Source organism: Streptomyces sp. NBC_00076, assembly GCF_045041235.1.
Classification (GTDB): domain Bacteria; phylum Actinomycetota; class Actinomycetes; order Streptomycetales; family Streptomycetaceae; genus Streptomyces.
The window spans coordinates 2,877,235-2,898,428 of sequence record NZ_CP108242.1; the positions used below are offsets into that span (position 1 = coordinate 2,877,235).

A 21,194-nucleotide genomic window follows, 5' to 3' on the forward strand; every position below is an offset into this window, starting at 1 on the left:
TTCTGCGTCATTGCGTCATCAGCGTCATTTAGGCTTCTGACCTGCGACTTTGTGTGACGTAGCGGCTAGGGGGTGCGTCATCGCAGCGTCATGGTCTGCGTCATCGGATGACGCAGATGACGCAGGATGACGCAGACTCCGCCGTCTGCGTCATGCCTGTACCCGCAGGTCAGGGATCGTTTTTCGGCTTTCATGACGCAGATGACGCAGCGTCTTCCCTCTTAGGACAAGAGAGGGGGTGTCTGTTGCGGTGCGGTGCCGCCTCGAAGCGTGAAGAAGGAGCCGCTGCGCGGCGCGACCTTGGGCGGCGTTCCGCCGAACAGCAAGAGGAGCACGCATCGCCGCTGGTGCTCTTCTTGCTTGTCCGGGCGTGCGGATCGCGGGTTAGAGCATCCGCTTCTGCTCGTGTGGGGGCGGGGTGGCCGGGCGGGTCATTTCGAGGTAGCGGCCCTCGCTGGTGCGGCCCGTGTCGATGAGGACACCGCGAGCGGCAAGCGTCGGCTGGAGGCGCTTGAGCCGGTCGGAGAGGACTTTGCCCGTGGTCGGCCAGCCCTTGGGCAGGGGACGGCAGTCCTCGCCCGCGTAGAGGCGACTGAGGCAGTGCAGCCACTCGGTGGAGGTCATCCGCTGCGCCGCGCCCGGATCGATGGTGTCGGCATACTTGAGGACGGTCTGAGCGAGGAGATCACCCTCGATCACGTCGTCGTTCAGGTCGTCCAGACTGGCCCGGTACGCGGTGAGCGCCCCGAGGCCGGTTGCCGCGTCGAGCTGCGCGCACAGGTGGGCGAAGTCCGCCATCCGCAGGTCGGTGGGGGTCTCCGCCTCGGCTGCACGGACCTTGACCGTGAGATCGAGGAGAGAGCCGAGAACGACGGGCAAAACCTCCGCGTACTCCGCCCACAGTTCGGCCTCGGTACGCCGGACACGGGGCCGCTCCAAACGCAGCGGCAGAAGCCGTTCCGCCAGGTCGGGGCGGATGACGCCTACATCGATGCCGGTGAGGAGCAGGGGGCGGCGGTAGCCGACGCGGAACACGTCCCCGTCGGTGAACAGGGCCCGCTTGACGCTCTCTGCTCCCGTCACGATGCAGCACATCGCGTCGGACAGATCCGGCGTCATGTGGGAGAGGTTGTCCAGGGCGGTGACCCATCCGGCCGCCACCGCCGCGATCAAGTTCTCCTCATCCTTCGGCGCCCGCCGAAGGTCACCGCTCATGCCCTCGATGATCCGCACGAGCATCCGCCCACCCGTGGACTTGCCCGCGCCCTGCGGCCCCGTGAGGAACGGAGCCGGTACGGGCACGGACGGCCCGAGGCAGCCGATCAGCCATGCGATGGCCAGGCACTCGGTCTCCGCGTTGGCGAAGTTACACAGACGCATCAGCAGGTCGATGCCCTTGCCGTCGGTGTCCTTGGCCGGCAGGGGCAGTTCCCCGGTGAGCTGGGTGCGCCGCCAGCAGACTTCGCGCGGGTCGGGGGTGAGGATGTCCCAGCCGCTGGGGTGGATGCGAACGGACTGCCCGTCGTCGCGGCCCAGGTCCAGCCACGTCGCCCCGTCGAACCCGGGGGCGACGCGGATGTTCACGGCGTGCGTGTCCTCGTACAGCGCGAGCGCTTCGATCAAGTCCAATGCCTCCTTGAGCGCGGTCCCGTTGAACACGCCGACCCCGTCCCTGTACATGCCGACGATGAGTTCTTGGCGGTGGCTGCCCGTGGTGCCCTGGGAGCGCATCGGCCGGGCCACGGGGTGGCCGTTGCGCTGCGCGTACACGGTCCCGTCGGCGGTGCGGAAATAGCGGAAGTAGGCCTGCGCGTAGTCCGCGATGACTTCGCGGGCGGGATTCTTCTCGTCCTCAGACATGGCTCAGTCCCAACGTGGTCAGGGCGTTGGTCCACGCGTCGGTGCAGTGCCGGGCCGATTCGCCCTTGGCCTGCGCGGCGCTGAACAGCCGCGTGGTGTGCGCCTCGGTGAGGCAGCCGCACCGGCCGTGCGTGGAGAGCACGGCGAGGAACGTCCGGTAGACGGTGGCGTGCACCGCAGTAGAAGCCGCGGTGATGCGCTGCTCTGCCATGGCGATGCCACGGTCCAAGTAGGCGGGCGTGCGGTGAGGGCACTCCCCACCCCTGGCCATTGCGGGCACGGTAACGGCCGCCGGTCGGACTGCGGTGGGCTCCTTCACGGCCAGCGTGCGGACGATGTCCGGCAGGGCGGTCATGGTGCCGGTGCCGGGGCCCAGCCACCGGGCGTAGGACATGGTCGACTTGATGTCGACGCCGGGGCGGACCGCGTTGTGCGACGACATGGCGCCCCGGTAGATCCAGTGCTCACCGCGCGTCGTCTCCACGACCCGCGTGGCGGGCAGGGTCTCGCGGGCCCAGTCGACGGCCGCCACGTTGTCCAGGTCCACCACGATCAGCCCGGCGGCGCCGGGGTGATACGCCACGGTGACGGCTCGCCGCCATGCGGCCGTCCACGGCGGGGAGGTGAGGACGGCCGGGTCGGTGGTGGCGGCGGCCCAGGCGTGGCAGACGCCGGGGCACCGGCACGGACCCGCGCTCTTCATGTTCGGCCGGCCGCCGCACGCGTTGTTCGCGCACCGGTGGCAGTTGCCGAACGGCGCCTTGCCCGCACGTAGGGGCAGCACCGGCACCCCGTCTGCCGCCAGCGCCAGAGCGGTCTGCAGGGGTTCGGGCAGCGTGCTCACGCGGCCACCTCCAGCCGGGGGGCGAGGGTGGCGAGGTAGGCGCGTGCGATCCACTCGGTGTAGGCGGGCGGGAGCGCCTCCCGGAGCCTCAGGTGATCGGTCGACCAGTTGATGCCCTTGGCCGCGCGGATCTCCTCGACGGTGGCCTTGCCCCCGCCGGCGCCGTACGCGGCGACGTAGGGGCCGTCGCGGTAGACGCCGTGGCGCCAGCCGCGCACGTAGCCCCGGTGCTGGGGGTGGGCCGGCTGCGCGGTGGTCCAGCCGCCCAACTCGAAGTAGCGGTGCATGAGCACGCCCAGGCCGAACATCTCGCCGCACAGGCGCAGATCTTTGCGGACCTCGGAGCCGGCCACGTTCTCCATTACGTACGGCCGCCCCGTCGACTCCAGCGCGGCCCGGGTCGGGGCGATGAGCCGGGGGTAGGTCCGGCCGATGGCCGCGTTACGCGCCCGGTTGGTGCCCTTGGTCGGGGCGCCCTCCCCTTGGCACGGCGGGGAGGCGTGGATGAAGTCGAATTCGTGGCCGTGGGCGCGGATGTACTCGATCGCCTCGCCCTGGTGGAAGACGTCGCCGCAGTAGTCCGGCTGTGCCTGGATGTCGACGCCGGTGACGTGCACTCCGGGGATCGCGCGCTTGATGCCCTTGGTGGCGCCGCCGATGCACGAGTAGGCGTCCAGCACCCGGAAGCGCGGGAGGAACGTGTCCGGCACTCGCCGGATGATGGTGGGTTGCGTCATGCTGGGAGACCTCCAACAGGTCTGTTGCGGACGGGTTGGACAAGAGCGGCCCCGGACTTTGGCGAGACGGGGGCCGCTCTTGGCGTAGCTAGCCGTAGAACTTGTTGCGCTTGATCACGGCCTTGCGGATATGGAAGGTGTTGCCGCCCTGGTGGCCAGTGCTGAAGACCTGCACGGCGATCCATCCGCCGAAGATGACGGCGGCGAGGGTGATCAGTTGGGTGATGAACGCGGTGAGGGCCGCGATGAATGACGTGAGCAGCAGCAGTCCGCCGCACACGGCGAGGAATCCGACGCCCCCGAGGGCGACGTTCACCGCCGCCCGTGAGACGGGCGGCTTGGCCGCGAGCGGTTCGGGCTGGGCGGGGTTGATGGCGTAGCCGGTGACGACGCGGCCGTCCGGGAGGACGATGCTCGCCACCGCCGGAACGGCCTCCGGCTGCACGTGCACCATCGGCGTCGGCGTGGCCACGGCGCGTGGGAGCGGGGTGGGCTGGTGGACGGTCACGGCCCGTTCGGCGGGCGCGTGGCTGTGGTGTTCGGGGTACATGCGGGGTCCCTTCCGGTGCTGGGTCGGGGTGGCGGGGTGCGCCCTTGAGAGGGCGTTGTGGAGGGGGTTGGGCAGGGGCCGCGGGCCCCCTTTACCGGCCTTACCTTGCAGGTCAGAGCCCTCTACCTGCCCCTCTACCGGGGTAAAGAGCCCCCTCTACTCCGAGGCGTCTACGAAGAGCCACGGGCGGCGGGTTGGAGGGGGCGCCCGGTAGGGGGCGGGGTAGGGAGGGGGCCCTTTACCTGCCGGTGCTCAGCAGGACTTCGGCGGGCACGGCGGCTTCGATGTCGCGCCGCTGGTATCCGGCGCCGTTCGCGCCGCTGATCTTGACTTGCTTGCTGGTCCGCTTAACGCCGGCGCTCTCCAGTTCTGAGGCGAGGCGCTCGGCGTTGAAGTCGCCGTAGACGTCCTCATCGAGGTTGACGAGACCGGCGAGCAGGTCGGTGGTGAACATGCGCGGCGAGTGCCGCATGACCTCCAGCGCGTCGGAGACGATCGCGGGCACGGTCAGACCGGCCGCGTCGGCTGCGGCGGTGACGTCGCCGGCCGCGTCGCCGGTGAGCTGTCCGGCGGCCTCGCGCAGGGCGCGGCCCTTGCGGCACAGCGTGGCGAACGTGGGGCCGTCGAGGTAGTCGGCGCGCACGGTCACGTACGAGGCGGGACCGGTGACCAGCACGCCGACGCCCTTGTGGTCCTCGGACAGCACGGACGCATCGGCGCCCTGTGCGGCCTTGCCCTTGCCGAGGACCATGTCGGAGCTGGTGCGGTCGACGACCTGCGTCGAGTAGCGGATGGTGATGATCTCCCGCAGCTTCGACGGTACGGACTCCGCGTCGGGGCGCTGGGAGGCGAAGTTGGAGACGAACCCGGCGGCCGGACCGCGGCGGGCGACGCGGCACAGGTCGTTGATGACCTGCTCACGGTCCTCGCGCTCCATCGCGGTGAAGTACTCCTGCAGCTCGTCGATGGTCACGAAGATGACCGGCAGGTTGTACTTGACCATGATGTCCGGGGTGAGCTTGCCCTCCGGGCACACCGAGGTGGGCAGGTCCCGCAGCAGCGCGAAGCGGCGTTCCATCTCCGCCAGCAGCTCTTGCAGCATGGCCTTGAGCGCTTCGATCGCGTCGTCTTCGGCGCCCATGATCAGGCGGTGGGCGACGGACTTCATGGGCATCCAGTCGGCGCCGCCCTTGCCGTCCGCGACGTAGTGACGCACGTAGGCGTCCAGCAGACCGGCCGCGGTCAGCAGCCGCTGCGAGAACGTCTTGCCCCGCCGCGGCAGACCGCCGAAGAACATCGACTGCCACATCACCGGCACGCTGATCCGGTTGCCGCGGGCATCCTGCCCGAAGGGGACCGCGTCCCAGATGGAAAACTTCTCCACCTTCTCCAGCGGGGACGGGTTGAGCGGACCGAGGTAGGGGTCATCGTCGGCCACCCACATGGAGACGCGGCCGGCGTTGCCGCCCTTGGCCGCGCGGACGCGGGACATGATGACCTGGATCTCGTCGACTCCGAGTTCTTGCGCGATGACTTCCCGCTTGGCGAGCACGTCGGAGGCGGTTTTGCCGCCGCCGCGGGGCAGGTCGAAGATCACAGCCCAGCCGCGGCCGTCACGGACCGGACCCATGGTGCACGCCACCCGCGGAAGGTCCTTCTCGTCCTTGCCGGCGCCGCTTTTGAGGAGGCCGGCGGCCCGCAGGGCGTCGTTGAGCTGCTGCGCGGACATGTCCACCCGCAGCGGCGGCGCGGCCTGGTCGAGGAGGCGGGTTTCCTTTCCGCGGCCCAGGTAGGCCAGCGGGGTGACGACGGCGGCGGCCGCTCCTGCCTGAAGCAGCGGCGGCGCCAGCGCTATCCCGACGGCCGCCGCGGTGACCGCCGCGGCGGCGGCCCCGAACCGCCAACGCCGGGTCTGGGTACGGGCGTAGTGCGCGGCCTGCAACCGGGCGGCCAGGTCGATGTCTTCGGGCCGGGCCTTCACCTGCACGCGCAGGGCTTTGACGGTGGCGCTGTGGTCCTGCGCGGACAGCGTCGGCCACAGACCGGCTGTGGCCCGGAAGAAGCCACGCGCGGCCAACAGCACCGTCTTGACCAGGTACTTGGGGGTGCGGAAGCCGTGGTAGCGGGTGTGCCACCAGGTGAGGCGGACGAATGCTCGGGTGTTGGCGAGGACGGCCGCGCGTGAGCGTGCCCATGCGGGCAGGACGGGGGCGTCCGGGACGGTGAGCCAGTCGGCCAGCGGGTTGTCTGCCCGGTCGACGGCCTCACCCTCCGCCGGGGCGTCCGGGCTTGCCCGTACGGCCGCCAGGGGCGGCTTGGTGAGGTCGACCGGTGCCCCGTCGGTGCGGGGGGTCCGGTGGTCGTCGAGGTGGTGGACGGTTCCCATGTCGGGGCCGTCCGGGGCGAGTTCGGTCATGAGGGAAGGTCTCCTTACTGGCCCGAGGGGGCGGGAGAGGGGAAGGCAGGGCCGCGGTCGTTCCGGGCGCGGTTCTCGATCGCGCTGAGCTGGGACGGCTCGGTACGCGGGCCGTCGGCCCAGCAGAACGGGCGGATACCGCTCGCGGCCTTGTGCACGCGGATCGCGGCGCCGGGCGGCGCGTCGGGCAGGGCGTAGACACGGCCTCGTTCCAGGGAGGCCAGCAGCCGGGCGCCGTGGTGCTCGCAGCCGTCGGCCCCGGCGTTGTGGACGTCCAGCACGGTCACGGCGACCGGCCCGGCGCAGGGCGTCGGGTCCTCCGGGTGGGCGGCGGGGCAGCGGCGGTCCATGCTCACCACCAGCCCGAGGACTTCTTGGCGGCCTTGGCGGTGGCGGCCTCGGCCACGATCCGCCCCCGCTCCTTCTGCAACGCGGTGATCTCGGCCGTCAGCCGGGTCAGGACCGAGTCCCACACGGTCTCAAGCCGCCGTTCCTGACGGCCGGTGCTCTTGCCCCGCATCACGCGGTAGGAGCCACCTGCCAGAGCACCGAGGACCGCGCGGCGTTCGGCACCGGTCAGCGGCCACATCTCCTCACGGCGGACCGCTTCGAGCTTGCGCTGTGTGTTCTGGATCTCGCGGTCCAGACGGCGGGTGTCGGGCTTACCCATGGTCAAGCACTCCTCGGAGAGTCGGAGTTGTCGGGGAAGGCGCAGCTCCCGCACATGCCGAGCGATGGGGGGATGACGTATCCGGCATCCCGAAGGCACTTGGGGCAGGTGCGGCGCGCGGTATTGGCCTTGGCCAGCGCCGCCCACCGGCCGGGCGTCATGGGCCGGACCGGTTGGGCCAGGTCGACGCGGTAGAGGTAGGCGACCAGCGGCGGCCGGCGGCGGCGCGGCCGCTCCAGTTGAGCGGCCACGTCCTGACCACCGGGGCGCAGGTCCAGGGCGCGGAGTTGGCGGCGGGTGGCGTAGCCATCCGGGGCCAGGCGCCACCGGAACACCGGCAGCGCCCCCACTACGCGGCCTCAGCCGATGCGGCGCGTTCGGCGAGCAGGGTGTCCCGCAGCGATCGGGCGTTCGCCGGCGACGTGCGCACCGCGCGGCGAATGCCCTCGCCGGTCACCTTCTCGTCAGGCCAATCGGCCGTCACCTTGCGCGCTTCAGCGAGCAACTGATCCGGCGTGCGCTTCGGTCGACGCGGCTTCGCCGCATCCGGGACACGGCCCGTGGCGCGACGGGGGGAGGTCGACTCAGCGGCTACCGCGCGCCGCTCGATCGAGGCGACCGGGGCGGGGTCGACCGGGAGCGGCTTGAGCGGAGGAGTCGACTTGCCCAGGTCGACCGCGACCGGATCGGGCACCGTGAGCCGGGTGAGCGTGACGACCGGGTCCGGACTCGATTCGGGCAGGTCAGCCATAGACCGTTTCATATCGGTCTTGACTGATTCCTCCGCATTAGTGACTGGGGTGGGATCGAAGGCGATGCCGCCGAACATCGAGGCGAGCGCGGCGTCCGCACCGGCGGTGACGCGGTCGCGCTGCACGTCCAGCAGCCTCGATCCGAGCGCCACATCCCCGACCCCGACCTTGCGGGCCAGGCGCCACGATTTCCGCTCGGACCACTTCTTGACCCGGTCACTGGGGTGCTGGGTGGCGCGGGCACGATGGTAGGCGAGCGCCTGCACCAGATCGGCCGTGCGCCGCTCGTTCTCCGCGTCGCGGCCGTCGGTGTGCACCACGATCCGCCGGGCCAAAAACGCCATGCCCTCAGCTGAGACGGACATGCCCATCGGGGTCAGGGCGTAGATGACCGTCCGCCCGGGGTCGGGGGCGGCCATCGCTCCCATCACGGCGGCGGCGGCCGGCAGCGCCCACAGCCCGAGCCGGACGATGCGCGGGGAGGACTGGCCCAGCATGGTCAGTCCCAGCAGGACCAGGGCGAGCACGGCGGTGGCACCCTCACCGGCGGCGAGCGCCCCGAGCGCGGTGCCCTTGCCGTAGGCGTGGCCGATGTTGCTGTACGTGCCGATCCCGCCGAACACGCCCGTGGCCAGCATCGGCACGAACGCGGCCGTCAGGACACCGATCTGTACCCGGGTCAGTTTCGTACTGCTCATCGGGTACCCCCGGCGGTGAGCAGGGCGGCGAGGATGAGCAGGGCGCCGCCGGTCATGGTGAGGTCGACCGCACGGCGCAGGCACGTGAACTTCACGACCGCCAGCCGGGACAGGCCTGCGATGTCGGCAGCCAGGTCACGCGCGACCGCGTCGGTGATCTGCTCCGGCGTGAGGGTCGCCCACAGCGGGAAGCCATGTCGGCCACCCAGGTTGGGGCGCACCGACCGCAGCAGCAGACCGGCCGCCGCGACCAGCAGCACCAGACCGAGGCCCCCCGTGACGATGCCGGGCCAGTTCAGCGGCACATCGCGGGCGATCGTCCAGGCGCCGGCGAGGACCGCGCCGACGAACGCCAGCAACAGCGCGGTCTTGGTGTCGGTCCGCGTGATCTCCGCCTTCACCTCAGCGTGAGCGGCGGTCAGGTTCCTGTCGGTCGCGCTCATGCCGCGCCCCCGGGAAGGCTCGTGTCGGCCGCGCGGTTGACCAGCGCGACCCGGGCGGCGAGCGCCCGGCGGCGGGCCCGGCGGATGCGGCGGGCGTCCAGCTCGGTCGGGGTGCGGTCGAGGGTGAGGATCTGCGCGTCGAGCAGGTCGACGTCCGCCAGGATGACGGGCATCTCCTGCTCGATCGCGTCCAGCTCAGCGGCCGTCGGCTCCATGAAGTCGGCGAACGCGGTAACAGCGTCCTGAACAGTGACGATGTGCTTCATTGGGTCGCGTTCTCCCTCGCAGGTGGTACGGCCCGAAAGCGGCCCCGGAGTTGCACCTCCGGGGCCGCGCGCCGTTGATGATGGAAGGCCGCGTGAACCACACGCGGCGGTGAAGCATGGGGTGCGGTTCTACTCGCTGTCGGTGTCCTCGGTGCTGACGCCCTCGCCCATCACGACGTCGCCGTAGACGACACCGCCGGACACGCCCACCTGGTCACCCAGCACCACGGACCCACCGAAGGTGACGTCACCGTCACCGAAGTTGAAGACGGCTCCGCTCTTTTTGTCGCCCATGAGGGCCCCTCTCGGATGTGAGCTCGGGTCTTTCCCGGCTCCCCTCAGCGCTGCTCGTACGAGACGAGCAGCGGAGGCAACCGGCCGCAGCAGTCGAGCTGCGGAAAGGTCGAGTCGCGCTGTACTCGCACGCAGGGACAGAACCCCACGCACGCCGCCCTCTTGCTCGCAGAGGTGGGGCGGCTTCCCTCAGCACGCTGTTCAGTTCTCAAGGCACAAGCGCTCACTTCGTACTCACCCCACGGGGCGGGGCTTTCCTCCGAACACATCCTTAGGGTTCCCTAGGGTTCCCTGCGGTGTCAAGCAGTAAGCTAGGGAACCGCAGGGAAGAGCAGACAAGGGAGCTGACGAAATGGCCGGTCAGGCCGACAATCGGGCGCCGTACGCAAAGATTGCCGCCCACTACGCAGAGCTGATCGAGTCCGGCCAGCTACCGCCGGGATCACTCCTGCCCAGCATTAAGAACCTCTCGGAGGAGTGGGGCGTGAGCACCGCAACGGCCGAGAAGGCGCTACGCAAGCTGCGCAACGAGGGTCTAGTCAGGGGGATCCATGGGATCGGGACGGAAGTTCTGGACCGACCCGCTCCCATGTCCTCGGGATCTCAACGTCAGGACCGGGGCCGCCGTACTGGCTCAAGTTGGGGATCAGGCGAAAGGTCCGACTCGCACCAGGCCGCTGTAGTGCCTGCGCCTCCAGACGTGGCGCAGGCACTCGGCATTGAGCCGCGCTCCGACGTGATCCGCCGACGCCGGGTGTACAGGGACCGGCACGGCATCGTGGCGCACAGTACGTCTTGGATCCCGGCTCGGTACGGGAAGCTGATCCCGCAGTTGGCGGTGAGCGAGCGACTGACCGGGGGTACATCGCTCCAGCTCATCGCCGAGTTGACCGGCCTCCCGATCACTCATCGAATCGACACCGCCTCAGCGCGCCTGTTGACAGCGGAGGATGCGCAAGTCCTGGAGCTGGATCCTGAAAATCCGCCCACGGAACCCGTGGTCGTGATGACAGCGAAGTTCATCGACAGCGAGGGCAACGTCGTGGAGTACGGCGTCGACCTTGGAGGCCCCGGTCGCACCTGGCAGACAGAATCGGAAGTTTCCCCGTGACAGCCATCGACGACACGCTCATGAGTGTGCTGGAAGATCGCATGGGCACTCTGCTTGCCGCTCGCCGTACTGGCCAGCTCACCCCCGAAGCCGAAGCGGAGATGTCTGCGATCTCCCAGACCCTCACGAGACCGATGCCCACACGCCCTCCGTTCTGCGTCCTTATGGCCGGCCTCCCCGGTTCCGGCAAAACCACCCTCTCCCGCACCCTCACGGCGCGCGGGTTCCTGCGCCTGTGCCCGGATGAGGAGATGTACCGACGTCACGGGGTGTACGGGGTGGACTTCCCCCGAGGTACTTTCCCTACCCTAGAGCGTCCGGTCCTTGAGGACCTGGCGGTTGAGCTACGGGAACTACTTCGAGCAGGTCACGACGTCGTGGTCGACCATGGCTTCTGGACCCCGGACGACCGCAACCGATGGCGAGCCATGGCGACCGAAACCGGCGCAATCCCGGTGCTCGTCTATCTCGAAGCAAGCCACGATGAACTCTGGTCCAGGGTCAGCAAGCGCAATGAGGCTCACGCACACGATCCAAATTCGATCTACTTCTCCGAAAGTGACCTTCGGCGGTACCGCACCCGCTTCGTACCTCCTGGACCGGACGAACCACATCTCACGTACGACGGCGATCCTTCGGCCGTGATCGCTACGCTGGACGCCGTCTGACCCTGAGGCGCGCGTCCCCACCATGGCATGGGCCAGCAGCAGCCTCCGTGCACGGCTGAGCAAGGTCAGCGGCCGAGCGAGCACAACAACTCTCCCGGTCCGGCAGGATGTTGCGGCATCATCAGATCATGGACTTGCAGGGGATTGGCGCCGTCTCGGCTGCCACTGTCGCAGCCGTAAGCATTCCCATCACTGCTCTCGTCGGACGCTGGCAGATGCGAGGCGCCATGCGCGCCGCAGAGGAGACAAGTCGGGCAGCCGTCACCCAGGCCAACTCGGCTTACCGCGCCGCCCTTGACTCTGTCCGCGCGGAAGCATCCAACGCACATTCTCAGTGGCGTCGCGGCCTACGCCGCGACGCATACGCAGCACTCCTTCTTGCAGCTCATAACGTGGAGACCGCAGGCACCCTTCTCACGTCGGGCAACCTTGCATGGCGCGTCGAACAGAACGTGTTCGCCACTCAGAATGCTGCAATTTCCGAGGCAATGACTTCCGTGCGAGGAGCCGCACTCGTCGTGCAGCTAGAGGGTCCGGACACTCCTGCCACATACGCCGCTTCGCTGGTGAGTGCTTGCGGGCACTATGTCGATGTACACGTACAGAAGGCCGAAGCAGATCAAGCCGAGTACGTCATCCGGACTGAATGTGCCGCAAGACCCCCAGACGATCCACTTAACTCCTTCCTTGACATAACCAGCGAAATATCATCAATAGTCACCAGGTATTCGCCGGACGACGAGTCTCTAGACCATGACTTAGGCAACGAACTCGGACCATCGCGTCTACGTGAACTGCAGGACACTGCCTTAAGCCTCCTGCGCGAAGTGCCAGACTTTCGCAGTTATGGGATTGTGCTGCTTGTAAACGAAACGACGCATCCACAGGTGCTATTCGACTCGTTGATGAACAGCCACAGCACCCTGTTGCAGGCTCGGGGGGATTTTCTTGCTGCTGCGCGCGATGCTGTGGACAAAGCGTCTGACGGCACTAGCTGACGGCAACACCGGCGCACGTTGCTGTATTCGGGTGGCCAGCCGCACACGGGTCAGAGCAGGCAGAGAAAGCCACACCCTGATCACTGGATCACCCGGATGAACTCCTAAAACGGTGCCCCTACGACCGTCGGGCACATGCGGGCTATCGCTGCTTGGCTTCCTGCTCGACAGTCACTTGAACAGGAAGGTTCACCCTTACTCTTTCGAACTCGTCCGGCAGGCGACCGTTGGGGCTGCCTGCCGTAAGAGCACGGCTAGTCCCTTTAGTGCGACCGCCTGGCCGACTTCTCCCTCGACGCAACCACAGCAGTTGCAAGGTCGCGGCTCACAGGCAGACCTGGACTACTCACTGTCTGCGTCTTCTTCTGCCATCGCATCCGCCATCGCATCCCACTCGACTTGCTGACGTATCTTGGCAGCTCGCTCATCCTCAAGAAACTGCCTTGCGCTCTCAGGGCGGACCATGCGAGAGACCAGCGGAGTCACCTCTTCCAGCACTTCAGCCGAGGGGAGCTGTGGCGATTCAGACCTCAGCAATGACGGCTCCGCGCCCTGCTTGGTTGTGCTGATAAGGATGCGCGTCTGCCAGGAGCACACGATCAACCGCGGTCCCCGCCTGCGGAGGTCGGCGATGCCGACGAGGGTCCATCGCGCCTCCACCGAGGACCAGACGTGGTCCTCGATGCTGTGTGCCTTTGCCTCCCCGATCTGCTCCAGCGAGCCGAGCGGCTCGTTGATCCAGCCCCGGGCGATAGCGGGACCCTCATCGTCCGCTTCCGTATCGATGCACTCGAAACGGGCCCTCGTTAGGTTTGTGTGACGGAAACGCGAGCTTCGCATCCGCCTGAATGCCTCGCGCCCTATGAGGCGAGCAGTGTTTGGCGATTCAAGTACTGCTTTGACCGCGTCATTATCCGGTGCCGTCCCCTTAGTGAAACGATCGACCAGTTCGTTCATGTTCGTAAGATGAACAAACCGATCCTCTATCCCTGCAAGATCTTCATTCATTGGGTGCCGATAAGGGGCGCCGTTGCCAAAGTCGTGAGTGTTGGCACTGACGAAATAGATCGTCTCGTCGGGGTGAGCCCGCGCGTAACTGACCGCGGTGAGCCAGATTGCTGCGTCCCTCGCTCCAACCTTATGACCCTTGTTATCTGCATCGGCGCCTACGAGCTTGCACGGAGGTAGAACGTTCATCTCTCGGGCCAGCGCCTCGTCGAGGATGTCTGCGTCGGCCGCCAGATTGTCGGCAACTGACTCAAACCGCTGACGCCAGTGGCGGGCATACCGGTCGATGTCCACGCGGGGGAGTTCCTGCGGCAGGGACCACGGGGTGTCTTCGGCGATCTTCTTCCACGCTGCCGAGGCCGCCGCGTACCGTTCCCGATATGGGTTGACGCGCTGGGCCACAAGCTCCTCCAGCGCTACCGAGGGAATGCCCACCTTCTCTGCGCCCGCGGCCCGAATGGTCTTGAGCAGGTCTGTCGTGACGGTGTCTGGCCCTTTGAAGAGGATGTTCGCGTCCAGAATGATCAAGGTGAGTGGCTCCGCCTTCCTCGGATCGGGGTCCTACGGCCACACTCTCTCAAGATCTGACAGCCGGGCACAGCCGGTGGTCGAGAGTGGAAGCGGCCGAGCGGCTTCCCCCACATGAGCCATGCGAACCGCCGGGCCGTCTCTGGGCCGTCCGGGGGCGGCCAACGACTACCAACGACGACAGACAACGACCGCGTTCCCGCCGGTCAGAGCGACTCCGCGACCAGGGCTCCAAGGTAGCGGCGCCGCACCATCACTTCTTCGACGTGTGATCGGACCACGCCTCCCCGCGTGAGCCGTTCGGCGCCCCCGCTCCTGATTACTCAGGGCGGGGGCGTCGTCGTATGGTTTCCTGCACAGCTGTTCGAGACGAATGACGGGGGATGCGGGGATGCCCGAACAGGACGACGCGGAGCGGGAGTTCGACCTCAGGTGGGCCGACAGCGCCGAGCACAAGGAGCCTTCCGCGCGGGCCCGGATGCTGGCCGCGCGCTGGAAGGAGAACCCGCCTCGGCCGCAGCCGTTCCGCGCCGATCCGGATAGCTCGGGACCGCGCCGGTCCTCGTGGATCTCGACGGTCGTCGTGCTCGGGAGCGTGGCGGCGATCATTCTGCTGCTGGGGTACGCGAACTTCCGGGCGCCGTACTAGCCCCCCACCGGCTCCGTAGTCGGAGATTCCGGCCGTCACCCCCGACCTGAGCCTTTGCTGGTCCTAGAGCTGATCGCGACCGCTTCATGGCTGGGGCGGGTGCACACTGGGCTGTGGGACGAGTGCCTGAGTGCGGGGTGATGCGAGATGCAGAGCCGCTTTAGGAGCGACCGACGACTGACCGTGCGGATGACGGTCACCATGTTTCTGCTGGGGCTGCTGTACGTGGCCTTCGTCGTCGCGCTGATCGTGCTGCTGAAGTCGTGGCTGTTGGTCGTCGGACTGATCGCGGTGATGTTCGTCGCGCAGTTCTGGTTCTCCGACCGGATCGCGCTGTTCGCGATGCGCGGGCGAGTGGTGCAGCGGGAGGAGTATCCCGAACTGCACGCCGTGGTCGACCGGTTGTGCGCGATCGCCGACATGCCCAAACCGGTGATCGCCGTGTCGGCGATGGACATGCCGAACGCGTTCGCGACCGGCCGGAATCCCGACAACGCGGTCGTCTGCGTCACCACCGGTCTGCTGCGGCGGCTGGAGCCCGCGGAGCTGGAGGGCGTCCTCGCGCACGAGCTGTCGCACGTGGCGCACAAGGACGTCGCGGTGATCACCATCGCGTCCTTCCTCGGGGTGATCGCCGGGCTGGTCGTGCGGTTCGCCTTCTACTCGCAGATCTTCGGCGGCGGGCGCAGGGACCAGAACACGGCTGTGATCTTCGCCGCCGTGATGGGGGTGTCGGCGGCCGTGTACGCGATCAGCTTCCTGCTGATCAAGGCGCTGTCCCGGTACCGGGAGCTGGCGGCGGACCGGGCGGCGGCGCTGCTCACCGGCCGCCCCTCGGCGCTGGCGTCCGCGCTGACCAAGGTCTCGGGCGACATCGCCCGGATCCCGACCAAGGACCTGCGGACGGCGCAGGCCTTCAACGCCTTCTACTTCACCCCGGCGCTGGGTTCCGAGCCGGGCGTCGCGCGGCTGTTCTCGACCCACCCGAGTCTGGAGCAGCGGCTGGAACAGCTGGGCAGGATCTCCGGCGAACTGGGTGAGGCGACGACCCCGGGGAGGGCAGGCTGAGGTGGGGCTGCTGGACATCCTGCTCGGCCGTACGAAGCCGGTCGTGCCCGATCTCGACCAGCTCTTCGCGCTGCCCTCGGCGGCGGTGACGCTGGAGGCGACCACCTCCTTCACGGCGACCGGGCGCGGCGCGGTGTGCTTCGCCACCGTGGAGGGCGCGGCCTTCGAGCAGACCCACCGCGAGGTGCAGGCCCTGCTGGACGCGGACACCGACCGCGACGGTCCGCCGGTGGAACTGCGACGGGACGAGTACGGGTACTCGTGGCTGGTGTCGGAGCGCGCCCCCGACCAGCTGCCGCTGCTGGTCAACGATCTGCACGCGGTGAACAGCTCCATGGAGGTCAACGGCTTCGGGCCGCAGCTGCTGTGCTCGCTGGCCGGGTTCCAGGACCCCCAGGGCCGGTCGCTCGCGCTGGTCTACCTGTACAAACGGGGCACCTTCTACCCCTTCGCGCCACTGCCCGCTCAGGGACAGCGGCGCGACAACGCGCTCGAGCTGCGGGTGAAGGCGGCGCTCTCGAACGACGTGCGGATCGAGCAGGACCTCAACCGCTGGTTCCCGGTGTGGGGCGCCCCCGGTCTGTGACCGGGGGCCACGGCCGGGTACGGCGAACCGGGTGACCTCCCTTGACGGCCGTCGTGCCGCCCGATTGTCAGTGGTGTCGGGCAGGATGCCCTCACGGAGGACGTGACGGGCGAGGGCGGAGGCCGGCATGGGCGGCGGGGAGCGGTACATCGACGTGGCGGAGCGGCGGGCGCGGCTCGCGCTGCGGCACCGGCTGACCGCGGCGGCCCGGGCGGCGACCCCGGAGGAGGTGGCCGCCTCCCTGGTCGCCCTGCACGGCACGGATCCCGCGACGGTGTATCTGGCGGTGGGCGCACGGCTCGCGGACCCGGCGCGCACGGTGCGGGAGACCGGCCGGGCGCTGTACGAGGATCGCGCGCTGGTCCGGATGCACGGCATGCGGCACACCGTCTTCGTGTTCCCGACGGACCTGACCGCGGTGGTGCACGCCTCCACCGGGCTCACGGTCGCGGCCCGGGAGCGGGCCGCGCTGCTGAAGCACATGGCGACGGCCGGGGCGCCGGACGCGGCCTGGCTCAAGGAGGTCGAGGAGTCGGCACTGGCCGCGCTGGCCCGGCGCGGCCAGGCGACGGCGGCGGAGCTCGCCAAGGACGAACCGCGTCTGCGGGAGCAGTTCGTGTACGCGGCCGGGAAGCGCTACGAGGGCGTCCACACCGTCTCCACGCGCCTGCTGAAAGTGCTGGGCGTCGAGGGCAGGGTCGTCCGGGGCCGGCCGCTCGGGTCCTGGACCTCCAGCCAGTTCCGCTGGGCGGTGGCCCCCGCGCACCCCGAACTGGACCCGGCCGAGGCCCAGGCGGCCCTCCTTCGCCGCTGGCTCACCGCCTGCGGCCCGGCCACGGAGGCCGACCTGAAGTGGTGGACCGGATGGCGGGTCACGGAGGTCCGCCGGGCCCTGTCGGCGATCGGGGCACAAACGGTGTCCTTGGACGAGGGCGTCGGCCATGTCGTCGACGGCGACACCGACCCGGTGACGGGGCCCACGGAACCCTGGGCCGCGCTGCTGCCCGGGCTCGATCCGACGGCCATGGGGTGGCAGCAGCGGGACTGGTACCTCGCGCCGGAGCTGCGGAGTGCCTTGTTCGACGGCAGCGGCAACGTGGGGCCGACGGTGTGGTGGAACGGCCGGGTGGTGGGCGGGTGGGCCCAGCGGCCGGACGGCGAGATCGTCTGGCGGATCCTCGACACCGACGGCGTGGGCCGTCAGGCGCGGGCCGCGATCGCGGTGGAGGCGGAGCGGCTACGGGGCTGGGTGGGGGCGACGAGAGTGACGCCGCGGTTCCGGACGCCGCTGGAGAAGGAGTTGGCGAGCTAGGAGCGGGAGCGGCCATACGGAAACGGGCTGTACGGCAACGGGCTTGTACGGGAACGGCCCACGCAGGCGTGGGTTGTACGGACGTTGGATGTACGGGCGTTGGAGCGGGCGGGCGTTGAAGCGGGCGGGCAACGGCGCCGGGCGCCCTGAGTACACAGGATGCCCGGCGCCACGGCTCACCTCGAGTACCGCATCAGCGCCCGCACCATGTGGCACGTGGTGTCCGACGGCGGATGCACACCGATCATCTCGGCAGCGCTCCGGATCGTCTCGTTGCGTGCCTGGTTGGGCAGGTACACACCCGAGTCGAGCAGGGCGATCGCAAGGCGCATCGCCTTGAGACGCCGGTTGTGGCTCACGTACCACTCACGCGGACGCCCCGGGGGCAACGGCCGCTTCTCCACCGGCCCGTAGGGCATGTCGAGCAGAACGGCACGCTTCGCGGTGGACTGGGTCGGCAACGGCTTCGGCTTCAGTGCGGCAGCGGGCACAGGCATCCTCCTGTCGCGGTCAGGGCGCCACGCCGGGGACATCGGCGAACCCGGCAACACCCTCGAACACTGCTTCTATTCTACTGCCCACCACTGACAAAAGGCCCTGGCCACAAGGGCTTTCGGGGTTGCTGGGGCGCACGTGGAGAACGGGTTTTCGCGTACCGTGGGCGGCATGGAAATCTGGATCAACCCGGCCTGCTCCAAGTGCCGCAGCGCCGTCTCACTGCTCGACGCCGAAGGTGCGGACTACACCGTCCGCCGCTACCTGGACGACGTACCGAGCGAGGACGAGATCCGGGGCGTACTGGACCGTCTGCGTCTCGAACCCTGGGACATCACGCGGACCCAGGAGGCCGTCGCGAAGGAACTCGGGCTGAAGGAGTGGCCGCGTGACGAGAGCGCCCGCGGCCGTTGGATCGAGGCGCTCGCCGCGCACCCGAAGCTGATCCAGCGTCCGATCATCACGGCGGAGGACGGGACGGCGTTGGTGGCCCGCAGTGACGAGGCCGTGCGGGATGCCGTGTCCCGTCGCTAGCCGGCCCGCGCACCAAAGGACACCCCAACTCCCATGTGACGCAGGTTACTTCAAGTGACTCCTGTAACCGCTGAGTAACATCGTTCGGTATCTCGTACATAGCGGCGCACGCTCCCCGACCTCCCAGGAGGCGCGCATGTCGCGTAGGAGAACTCTCGGCACCAGAAAGAAGATCGCGCTGCTGGTGAGCGCGGCAGCGGTGGCGGGAGGTGGCGCCTTCGTCATGGCGAGCACCTCGAACGCCGCCGCTCCGCAGACGGCCGCGGAGTCGACCGTCTGTCAGGGCCTCGCCACCGCCCTCGGCAACAACCAGAAGTTCATCGCGGATCAACAGGCCGCTCCGGACGCCCAGTCCGAGGCCAGGATCGCCAACCGCGAGGCGGTCATCGCTCAGATCGAGCGCCAGCAGGAGGGGTCCGGTTGCGTCGCCGGGGAGTCGGCTCAGGGCTCCCAGGCCACGCAGCCCTCGCAGGCGACGCAGCCCTCGCAGACCGCTCCGCCACCGCAGGCCGGTCAGCCCGCGAACAGCGCCCCCGCCTCGCAGCCCCCGGCCGCGGGGAACGGTGGCGATGCCGCCGTCACCGGAGAGCAGGTGTGCAACGGCTCGACTGTCACCCTGTCCGGCGAGGACGGCGCCCCGGCCGCGTCCAGCAACCAGTTCCCGGCGGGCACCAGGTTGAAGGTCACCAACCTGGACAACAACAAGTCCACGACGGTGGAGGTCACCTCGGTCTCCGGCAGTTGCGCCCTGCTGAACAACGCGGCCTTCGAACAGGTCCGTGAGCCCGGCAAGTTCCTGATCCGCCGAGCCGTGATCGAGAAGGTCGGGTGAGGCTGTCCACGTAGGAAACCGCTGAGGCGGCGGCCCAGGGCCCGGCGCCGGACGCGGGTCGGTCACCGGCTTCACTACGGAGGGGAAGCTGGCGGCCGCCTCCTGGAGCGGGAGCCAGTCGAGGTCCGGGACCGCTTCCCCGCGTGAACGGGGTTCGGGAGGCCGCCTCGGAGGGTTCCCGAGCGGGGCTCCTGACCCCGTGCAGGGCTTCTCAACCGTTCCTAATCAGTGAGCAGGAGTGAGTCTTGGACCCATACCTGGTCGCTGCGGACATCCCGACCGGTGTTGGATGTCCTGGTCGCCCGCTTTCGCTCCGTGTCCGGTGACACGGATCGCGTCCGTGGTCCGGGGCTACGGGGGCGGGGTCCCTCACGCCGCCGGGTGTCCGGTCGGGCCTGGACGGTCCGATGCCCACGACGATCACTCTGGTCGTCGTGGGGCGGTGCCGTCCGTCGCCTGATCGGATGCCCGAGGGCGCGTCGCCCGACCGCGATGCTCGCCGCATCGTGCCGGGACGTCTTGCGAGTCGGTGTGGTCAGTGGTTTCTGCCAGTGCTGGGCACCCCACCGGCTCGTGTAGGCGGGGTCGACCGCAACGATCGCGATGTTCTGTTCGGCGGCCATCGAGATCAGCCGGGCTTTCAGTTTCGCGGTGGGGAAGCGGGAGAGCAGGCGGCGGAAGCGTTTGTTGCGGCCGTGCTTCTCCCGGCTTGTGCCCTCGCGGAAGTCGAGGTCCTCGATGGCGATCGCGGCCACCCCGCAACGGCGCGTGTAGTGCAGCAGCCGGGTCAGGGCGTGCCGGATCTGCGCGTCCCGGTGCTGGGCGGTGCCGGTCAGGTCGTAGAAGTAGCGCTGGGGTTCGCCGACCGGGTTGCCGTGCACGTCGAGGTGCCAGCAGGCGAGGTGGTCGTCGTTCATGTCCACCGCCACCACACCCCGGGCCAGCGCCGCCTCCCATGGCAAGACGGGGGTGGCGGCGCGCTGCCAGGAGGCGGTGACATACCAGCGTCCGCGTACCGGGTCGTGGTGGATGCGGTAGGCCACCGCCCGGTTCGCGGCGATCCGGTCCAGCCACTCCTGCCCTCGATGCTGGAACCGTACGGTCGCGTCCAGCAGATACCGGCCGTGGGGTGCGTTGGCCAGGTGGGCCAGCGGGGCCGGGAGCTTGAGGGAGACCTGCCCGGTGTCGGTGACACGGATCGTTTCGTTGCCGAAGCGTTTGCCGGACTCTCCGTCGGCGGCCAGGAACATCCGCTCCGCCCGCCAGCGCTCCCTCCATTCCTGCTCGGCCAGCCCGGCCGCCTCCAAGTGGTGACGGGTGTTCGCGAGGCGTTTGCCGCCGCGCACCACATGCACCCGGCCCGCCGCCCAGTCCGCCTCCACCACCGCGAGCCGGCCCTTCAACGTCTGCAGGCGGCGGGACTTGGCATGCCACTCACCACGCGAACCGTAACCGCGTACCAGGCCGTCCCTCTTGTCGGCCTTGGCACCGAGCGGCCGGGACAGCCGCGCCTCGACCGAGTCGATCTGCCTCCGCAGCCAGGCCATGTGGGCGGCCTGTCCACGCCGCGCCAGCGCCCACTGATCATGCGTGGCCTTGGTGATACTGCCCGCCCAGCGTGCCGAGGACTTCCCTGTCAGCTCGCGCTTGCGCACCGCCCAGGAGGCCGCATCATGCGCCGGCCCCTGCCGGGACCGTACAGCGAGATCCCCGGCCGCCAGCGAACCCAGGAACATCCCCACCCCGGCAAGTACAGCCGCGTCCGACTCACTCACCCGCAGCCGGTCCCGCACCGCCACACCGGCCGGACCGGGCACCACGAACGCCGCCACCAACTCCCTCAGCCCGCCCACCCGTCCACCCCCGCCCGCGGCT

Annotated in this window: 24 protein-coding genes; 9 read left to right on the forward strand and 15 right to left on the reverse strand. The window is 69.0% G+C overall.

Translation table 11 applies throughout. The features are described from left to right. Positions 1-384 precede the first annotated feature (384 nt). From OHA64_RS13160 to OHA64_RS13215, 12 genes are all read right to left on the reverse strand, one after another. Positions 385-1,860 (reverse strand): ATP-binding protein, encoded by a 1,476-nt coding sequence (locus OHA64_RS13160; protein WP_405612407.1) that lies wholly within the window; start codon positions 1,858-1,860, stop codon positions 385-387. Continuing rightward, positions 1,853-2,695, reverse strand: coding sequence for a bifunctional DNA primase/polymerase (locus tag OHA64_RS13165; protein ID WP_405623960.1), 843 nt, complete (start codon positions 2,693-2,695; stop codon positions 1,853-1,855). The genes OHA64_RS13160 and OHA64_RS13165 overlap by 8 nt, the downstream gene beginning before the upstream one ends. Positions 2,696-2,700: 5 nt before the next feature. Beyond that, positions 2,701-3,441 (reverse strand): DNA methylase, encoded by a 741-nt coding sequence (locus tag OHA64_RS13170; protein ID WP_405612409.1) that lies wholly within the window; start codon positions 3,439-3,441, stop codon positions 2,701-2,703. Between the two features lie 88 nt (positions 3,442-3,529). Continuing rightward, positions 3,530-3,991, reverse strand: coding sequence for a hypothetical protein (locus OHA64_RS13175; RefSeq protein ID WP_405612411.1), 462 nt, complete (start codon positions 3,989-3,991; stop codon positions 3,530-3,532). 238 nt (positions 3,992-4,229) lie between these two features. Then, the gene (locus OHA64_RS13180) at positions 4,230-6,407 is read right to left on the reverse strand and encodes an FtsK/SpoIIIE domain-containing protein (RefSeq protein WP_405612413.1); all 2,178 of its coding nucleotides are present in this window, start codon (positions 6,405-6,407) and stop codon (positions 4,230-4,232) included. Positions 6,408-6,421: 14 nt separating this feature from the next. Further along, a complete protein-coding gene (locus OHA64_RS13185) occupies positions 6,422-6,757 on the reverse strand; it encodes a hypothetical protein (RefSeq protein WP_405623961.1) in 336 nt (111 codons plus the stop codon). Between the two features lie 2 nt (positions 6,758-6,759). Next, entirely contained in the window at positions 6,760-7,077 is a 318-nt protein-coding gene (locus OHA64_RS13190) for a hypothetical protein (protein WP_405612415.1), read from the reverse strand. A 2-nt stretch (positions 7,078-7,079) separates the two neighbouring features. Then, on the reverse strand, positions 7,080-7,427 hold the full coding sequence (locus OHA64_RS13195; protein WP_405612417.1) for an RRQRL motif-containing zinc-binding protein: 348 nt from the start codon (positions 7,425-7,427) through the stop codon (positions 7,080-7,082). Continuing rightward, the gene (locus OHA64_RS13200; protein WP_405612419.1) at positions 7,427-8,527 is read right to left on the reverse strand and encodes a conjugal transfer protein; all 1,101 of its coding nucleotides are present in this window, start codon (positions 8,525-8,527) and stop codon (positions 7,427-7,429) included. The genes OHA64_RS13195 and OHA64_RS13200 overlap by 1 nt, the downstream gene beginning before the upstream one ends. Then, positions 8,524-8,970 (reverse strand): Pycsar system effector family protein, encoded by a 447-nt coding sequence (locus OHA64_RS13205; protein ID WP_405612421.1) that lies wholly within the window; start codon positions 8,968-8,970, stop codon positions 8,524-8,526. Before OHA64_RS13205 ends, OHA64_RS13200 begins: the two co-directional genes overlap by 4 nt. Then, a complete protein-coding gene (locus OHA64_RS13210; RefSeq protein WP_405612423.1) occupies positions 8,967-9,236 on the reverse strand; it encodes a DUF6284 family protein in 270 nt (89 codons plus the stop codon). Before OHA64_RS13210 ends, OHA64_RS13205 begins: the two co-directional genes overlap by 4 nt. A 129-nt stretch (positions 9,237-9,365) precedes the next feature. Continuing rightward, a complete protein-coding gene (locus OHA64_RS13215) occupies positions 9,366-9,530 on the reverse strand; it encodes a hypothetical protein (protein WP_405612425.1) in 165 nt (54 codons plus the stop codon). 352 nt (positions 9,531-9,882) lie between these two features. Between OHA64_RS13215 and OHA64_RS13220 the strand changes: the two genes are divergently transcribed. From OHA64_RS13220 to OHA64_RS13230, 3 genes are all read left to right on the forward strand, one after another. Next, entirely contained in the window at positions 9,883-10,641 is a 759-nt protein-coding gene (locus tag OHA64_RS13220) for a GntR family transcriptional regulator (RefSeq protein WP_405612427.1), read from the forward strand. Then, a complete protein-coding gene (locus OHA64_RS13225; RefSeq protein WP_405612429.1) occupies positions 10,638-11,309 on the forward strand; it encodes an AAA family ATPase in 672 nt (223 codons plus the stop codon). The genes OHA64_RS13220 and OHA64_RS13225 overlap by 4 nt, the downstream gene beginning before the upstream one ends. Before the next feature lie 128 nt (positions 11,310-11,437). Then, positions 11,438-12,307 (forward strand): hypothetical protein, encoded by an 870-nt coding sequence (locus tag OHA64_RS13230; protein ID WP_405612431.1) that lies wholly within the window; start codon positions 11,438-11,440, stop codon positions 12,305-12,307. A gap of 342 nt (positions 12,308-12,649) precedes the next feature. Here the strand turns inward: OHA64_RS13230 and OHA64_RS13235 are convergent, their stop codons facing one another. Continuing rightward, positions 12,650-13,843 carry a PIN domain-containing protein gene (locus tag OHA64_RS13235; RefSeq protein ID WP_405612433.1) on the reverse strand — a complete coding sequence of 398 codons (1,194 nt, stop codon included), beginning with the start codon at positions 13,841-13,843 and terminating at the stop codon, positions 12,650-12,652. Positions 13,844-14,234: 391 nt separating this feature from the next. On the opposite strand from OHA64_RS13235, the gene OHA64_RS13240 reads away from it, so the two are divergent. The 4 genes from OHA64_RS13240 to OHA64_RS13255 all read left to right on the forward strand — a co-directional run bounded on the left by OHA64_RS13240 (position 14,235) and on the right by OHA64_RS13255 (position 17,458). Continuing rightward, positions 14,235-14,492 carry a hypothetical protein gene (locus OHA64_RS13240; RefSeq protein ID WP_405612435.1) on the forward strand — a complete coding sequence of 86 codons (258 nt, stop codon included), beginning with the start codon at positions 14,235-14,237 and terminating at the stop codon, positions 14,490-14,492. A gap of 147 nt (positions 14,493-14,639) precedes the next feature. Beyond that, positions 14,640-15,560 (forward strand): zinc metalloprotease HtpX, encoded by a 921-nt coding sequence (gene htpX / locus OHA64_RS13245; protein WP_405612437.1) that lies wholly within the window; start codon positions 14,640-14,642, stop codon positions 15,558-15,560. A gap of 1 nt (position 15,561) precedes the next feature. Then, a complete protein-coding gene (locus OHA64_RS13250; protein ID WP_405612439.1) occupies positions 15,562-16,146 on the forward strand; it encodes a hypothetical protein in 585 nt (194 codons plus the stop codon). A gap of 127 nt (positions 16,147-16,273) precedes the next feature. Then, positions 16,274-17,458 carry a winged helix DNA-binding domain-containing protein gene (locus tag OHA64_RS13255; RefSeq protein WP_405612441.1) on the forward strand — a complete coding sequence of 395 codons (1,185 nt, stop codon included), beginning with the start codon at positions 16,274-16,276 and terminating at the stop codon, positions 17,456-17,458. Between the two features lie 176 nt (positions 17,459-17,634). Here the strand turns inward: OHA64_RS13255 and OHA64_RS13260 are convergent, their stop codons facing one another. Continuing rightward, a complete protein-coding gene (locus tag OHA64_RS13260; protein WP_405612443.1) occupies positions 17,635-17,949 on the reverse strand; it encodes a hypothetical protein in 315 nt (104 codons plus the stop codon). A 175-nt stretch (positions 17,950-18,124) separates the two neighbouring features. Between OHA64_RS13260 and OHA64_RS13265 the strand changes: the two genes are divergently transcribed. Then, on the forward strand, positions 18,125-18,487 hold the full coding sequence (locus OHA64_RS13265; protein WP_405612445.1) for an ArsC/Spx/MgsR family protein: 363 nt from the start codon (positions 18,125-18,127) through the stop codon (positions 18,485-18,487). A 136-nt stretch (positions 18,488-18,623) separates the two neighbouring features. Then, complete coding sequence (locus OHA64_RS13270) at positions 18,624-19,319, forward strand: hypothetical protein (RefSeq protein WP_405612447.1); 696 nt, start codon at positions 18,624-18,626, stop codon at positions 19,317-19,319. A 221-nt stretch (positions 19,320-19,540) separates the two neighbouring features. Here OHA64_RS13270 and OHA64_RS13275 read toward each other — a convergent pair whose 3' ends face one another. Then, on the reverse strand, positions 19,541-21,172 hold the full coding sequence (locus tag OHA64_RS13275; protein ID WP_405612449.1) for an IS200/IS605 family accessory protein TnpB-related protein: 1,632 nt from the start codon (positions 21,170-21,172) through the stop codon (positions 19,541-19,543). Between the last annotated feature and the right edge of the window lie 22 nt (positions 21,173-21,194).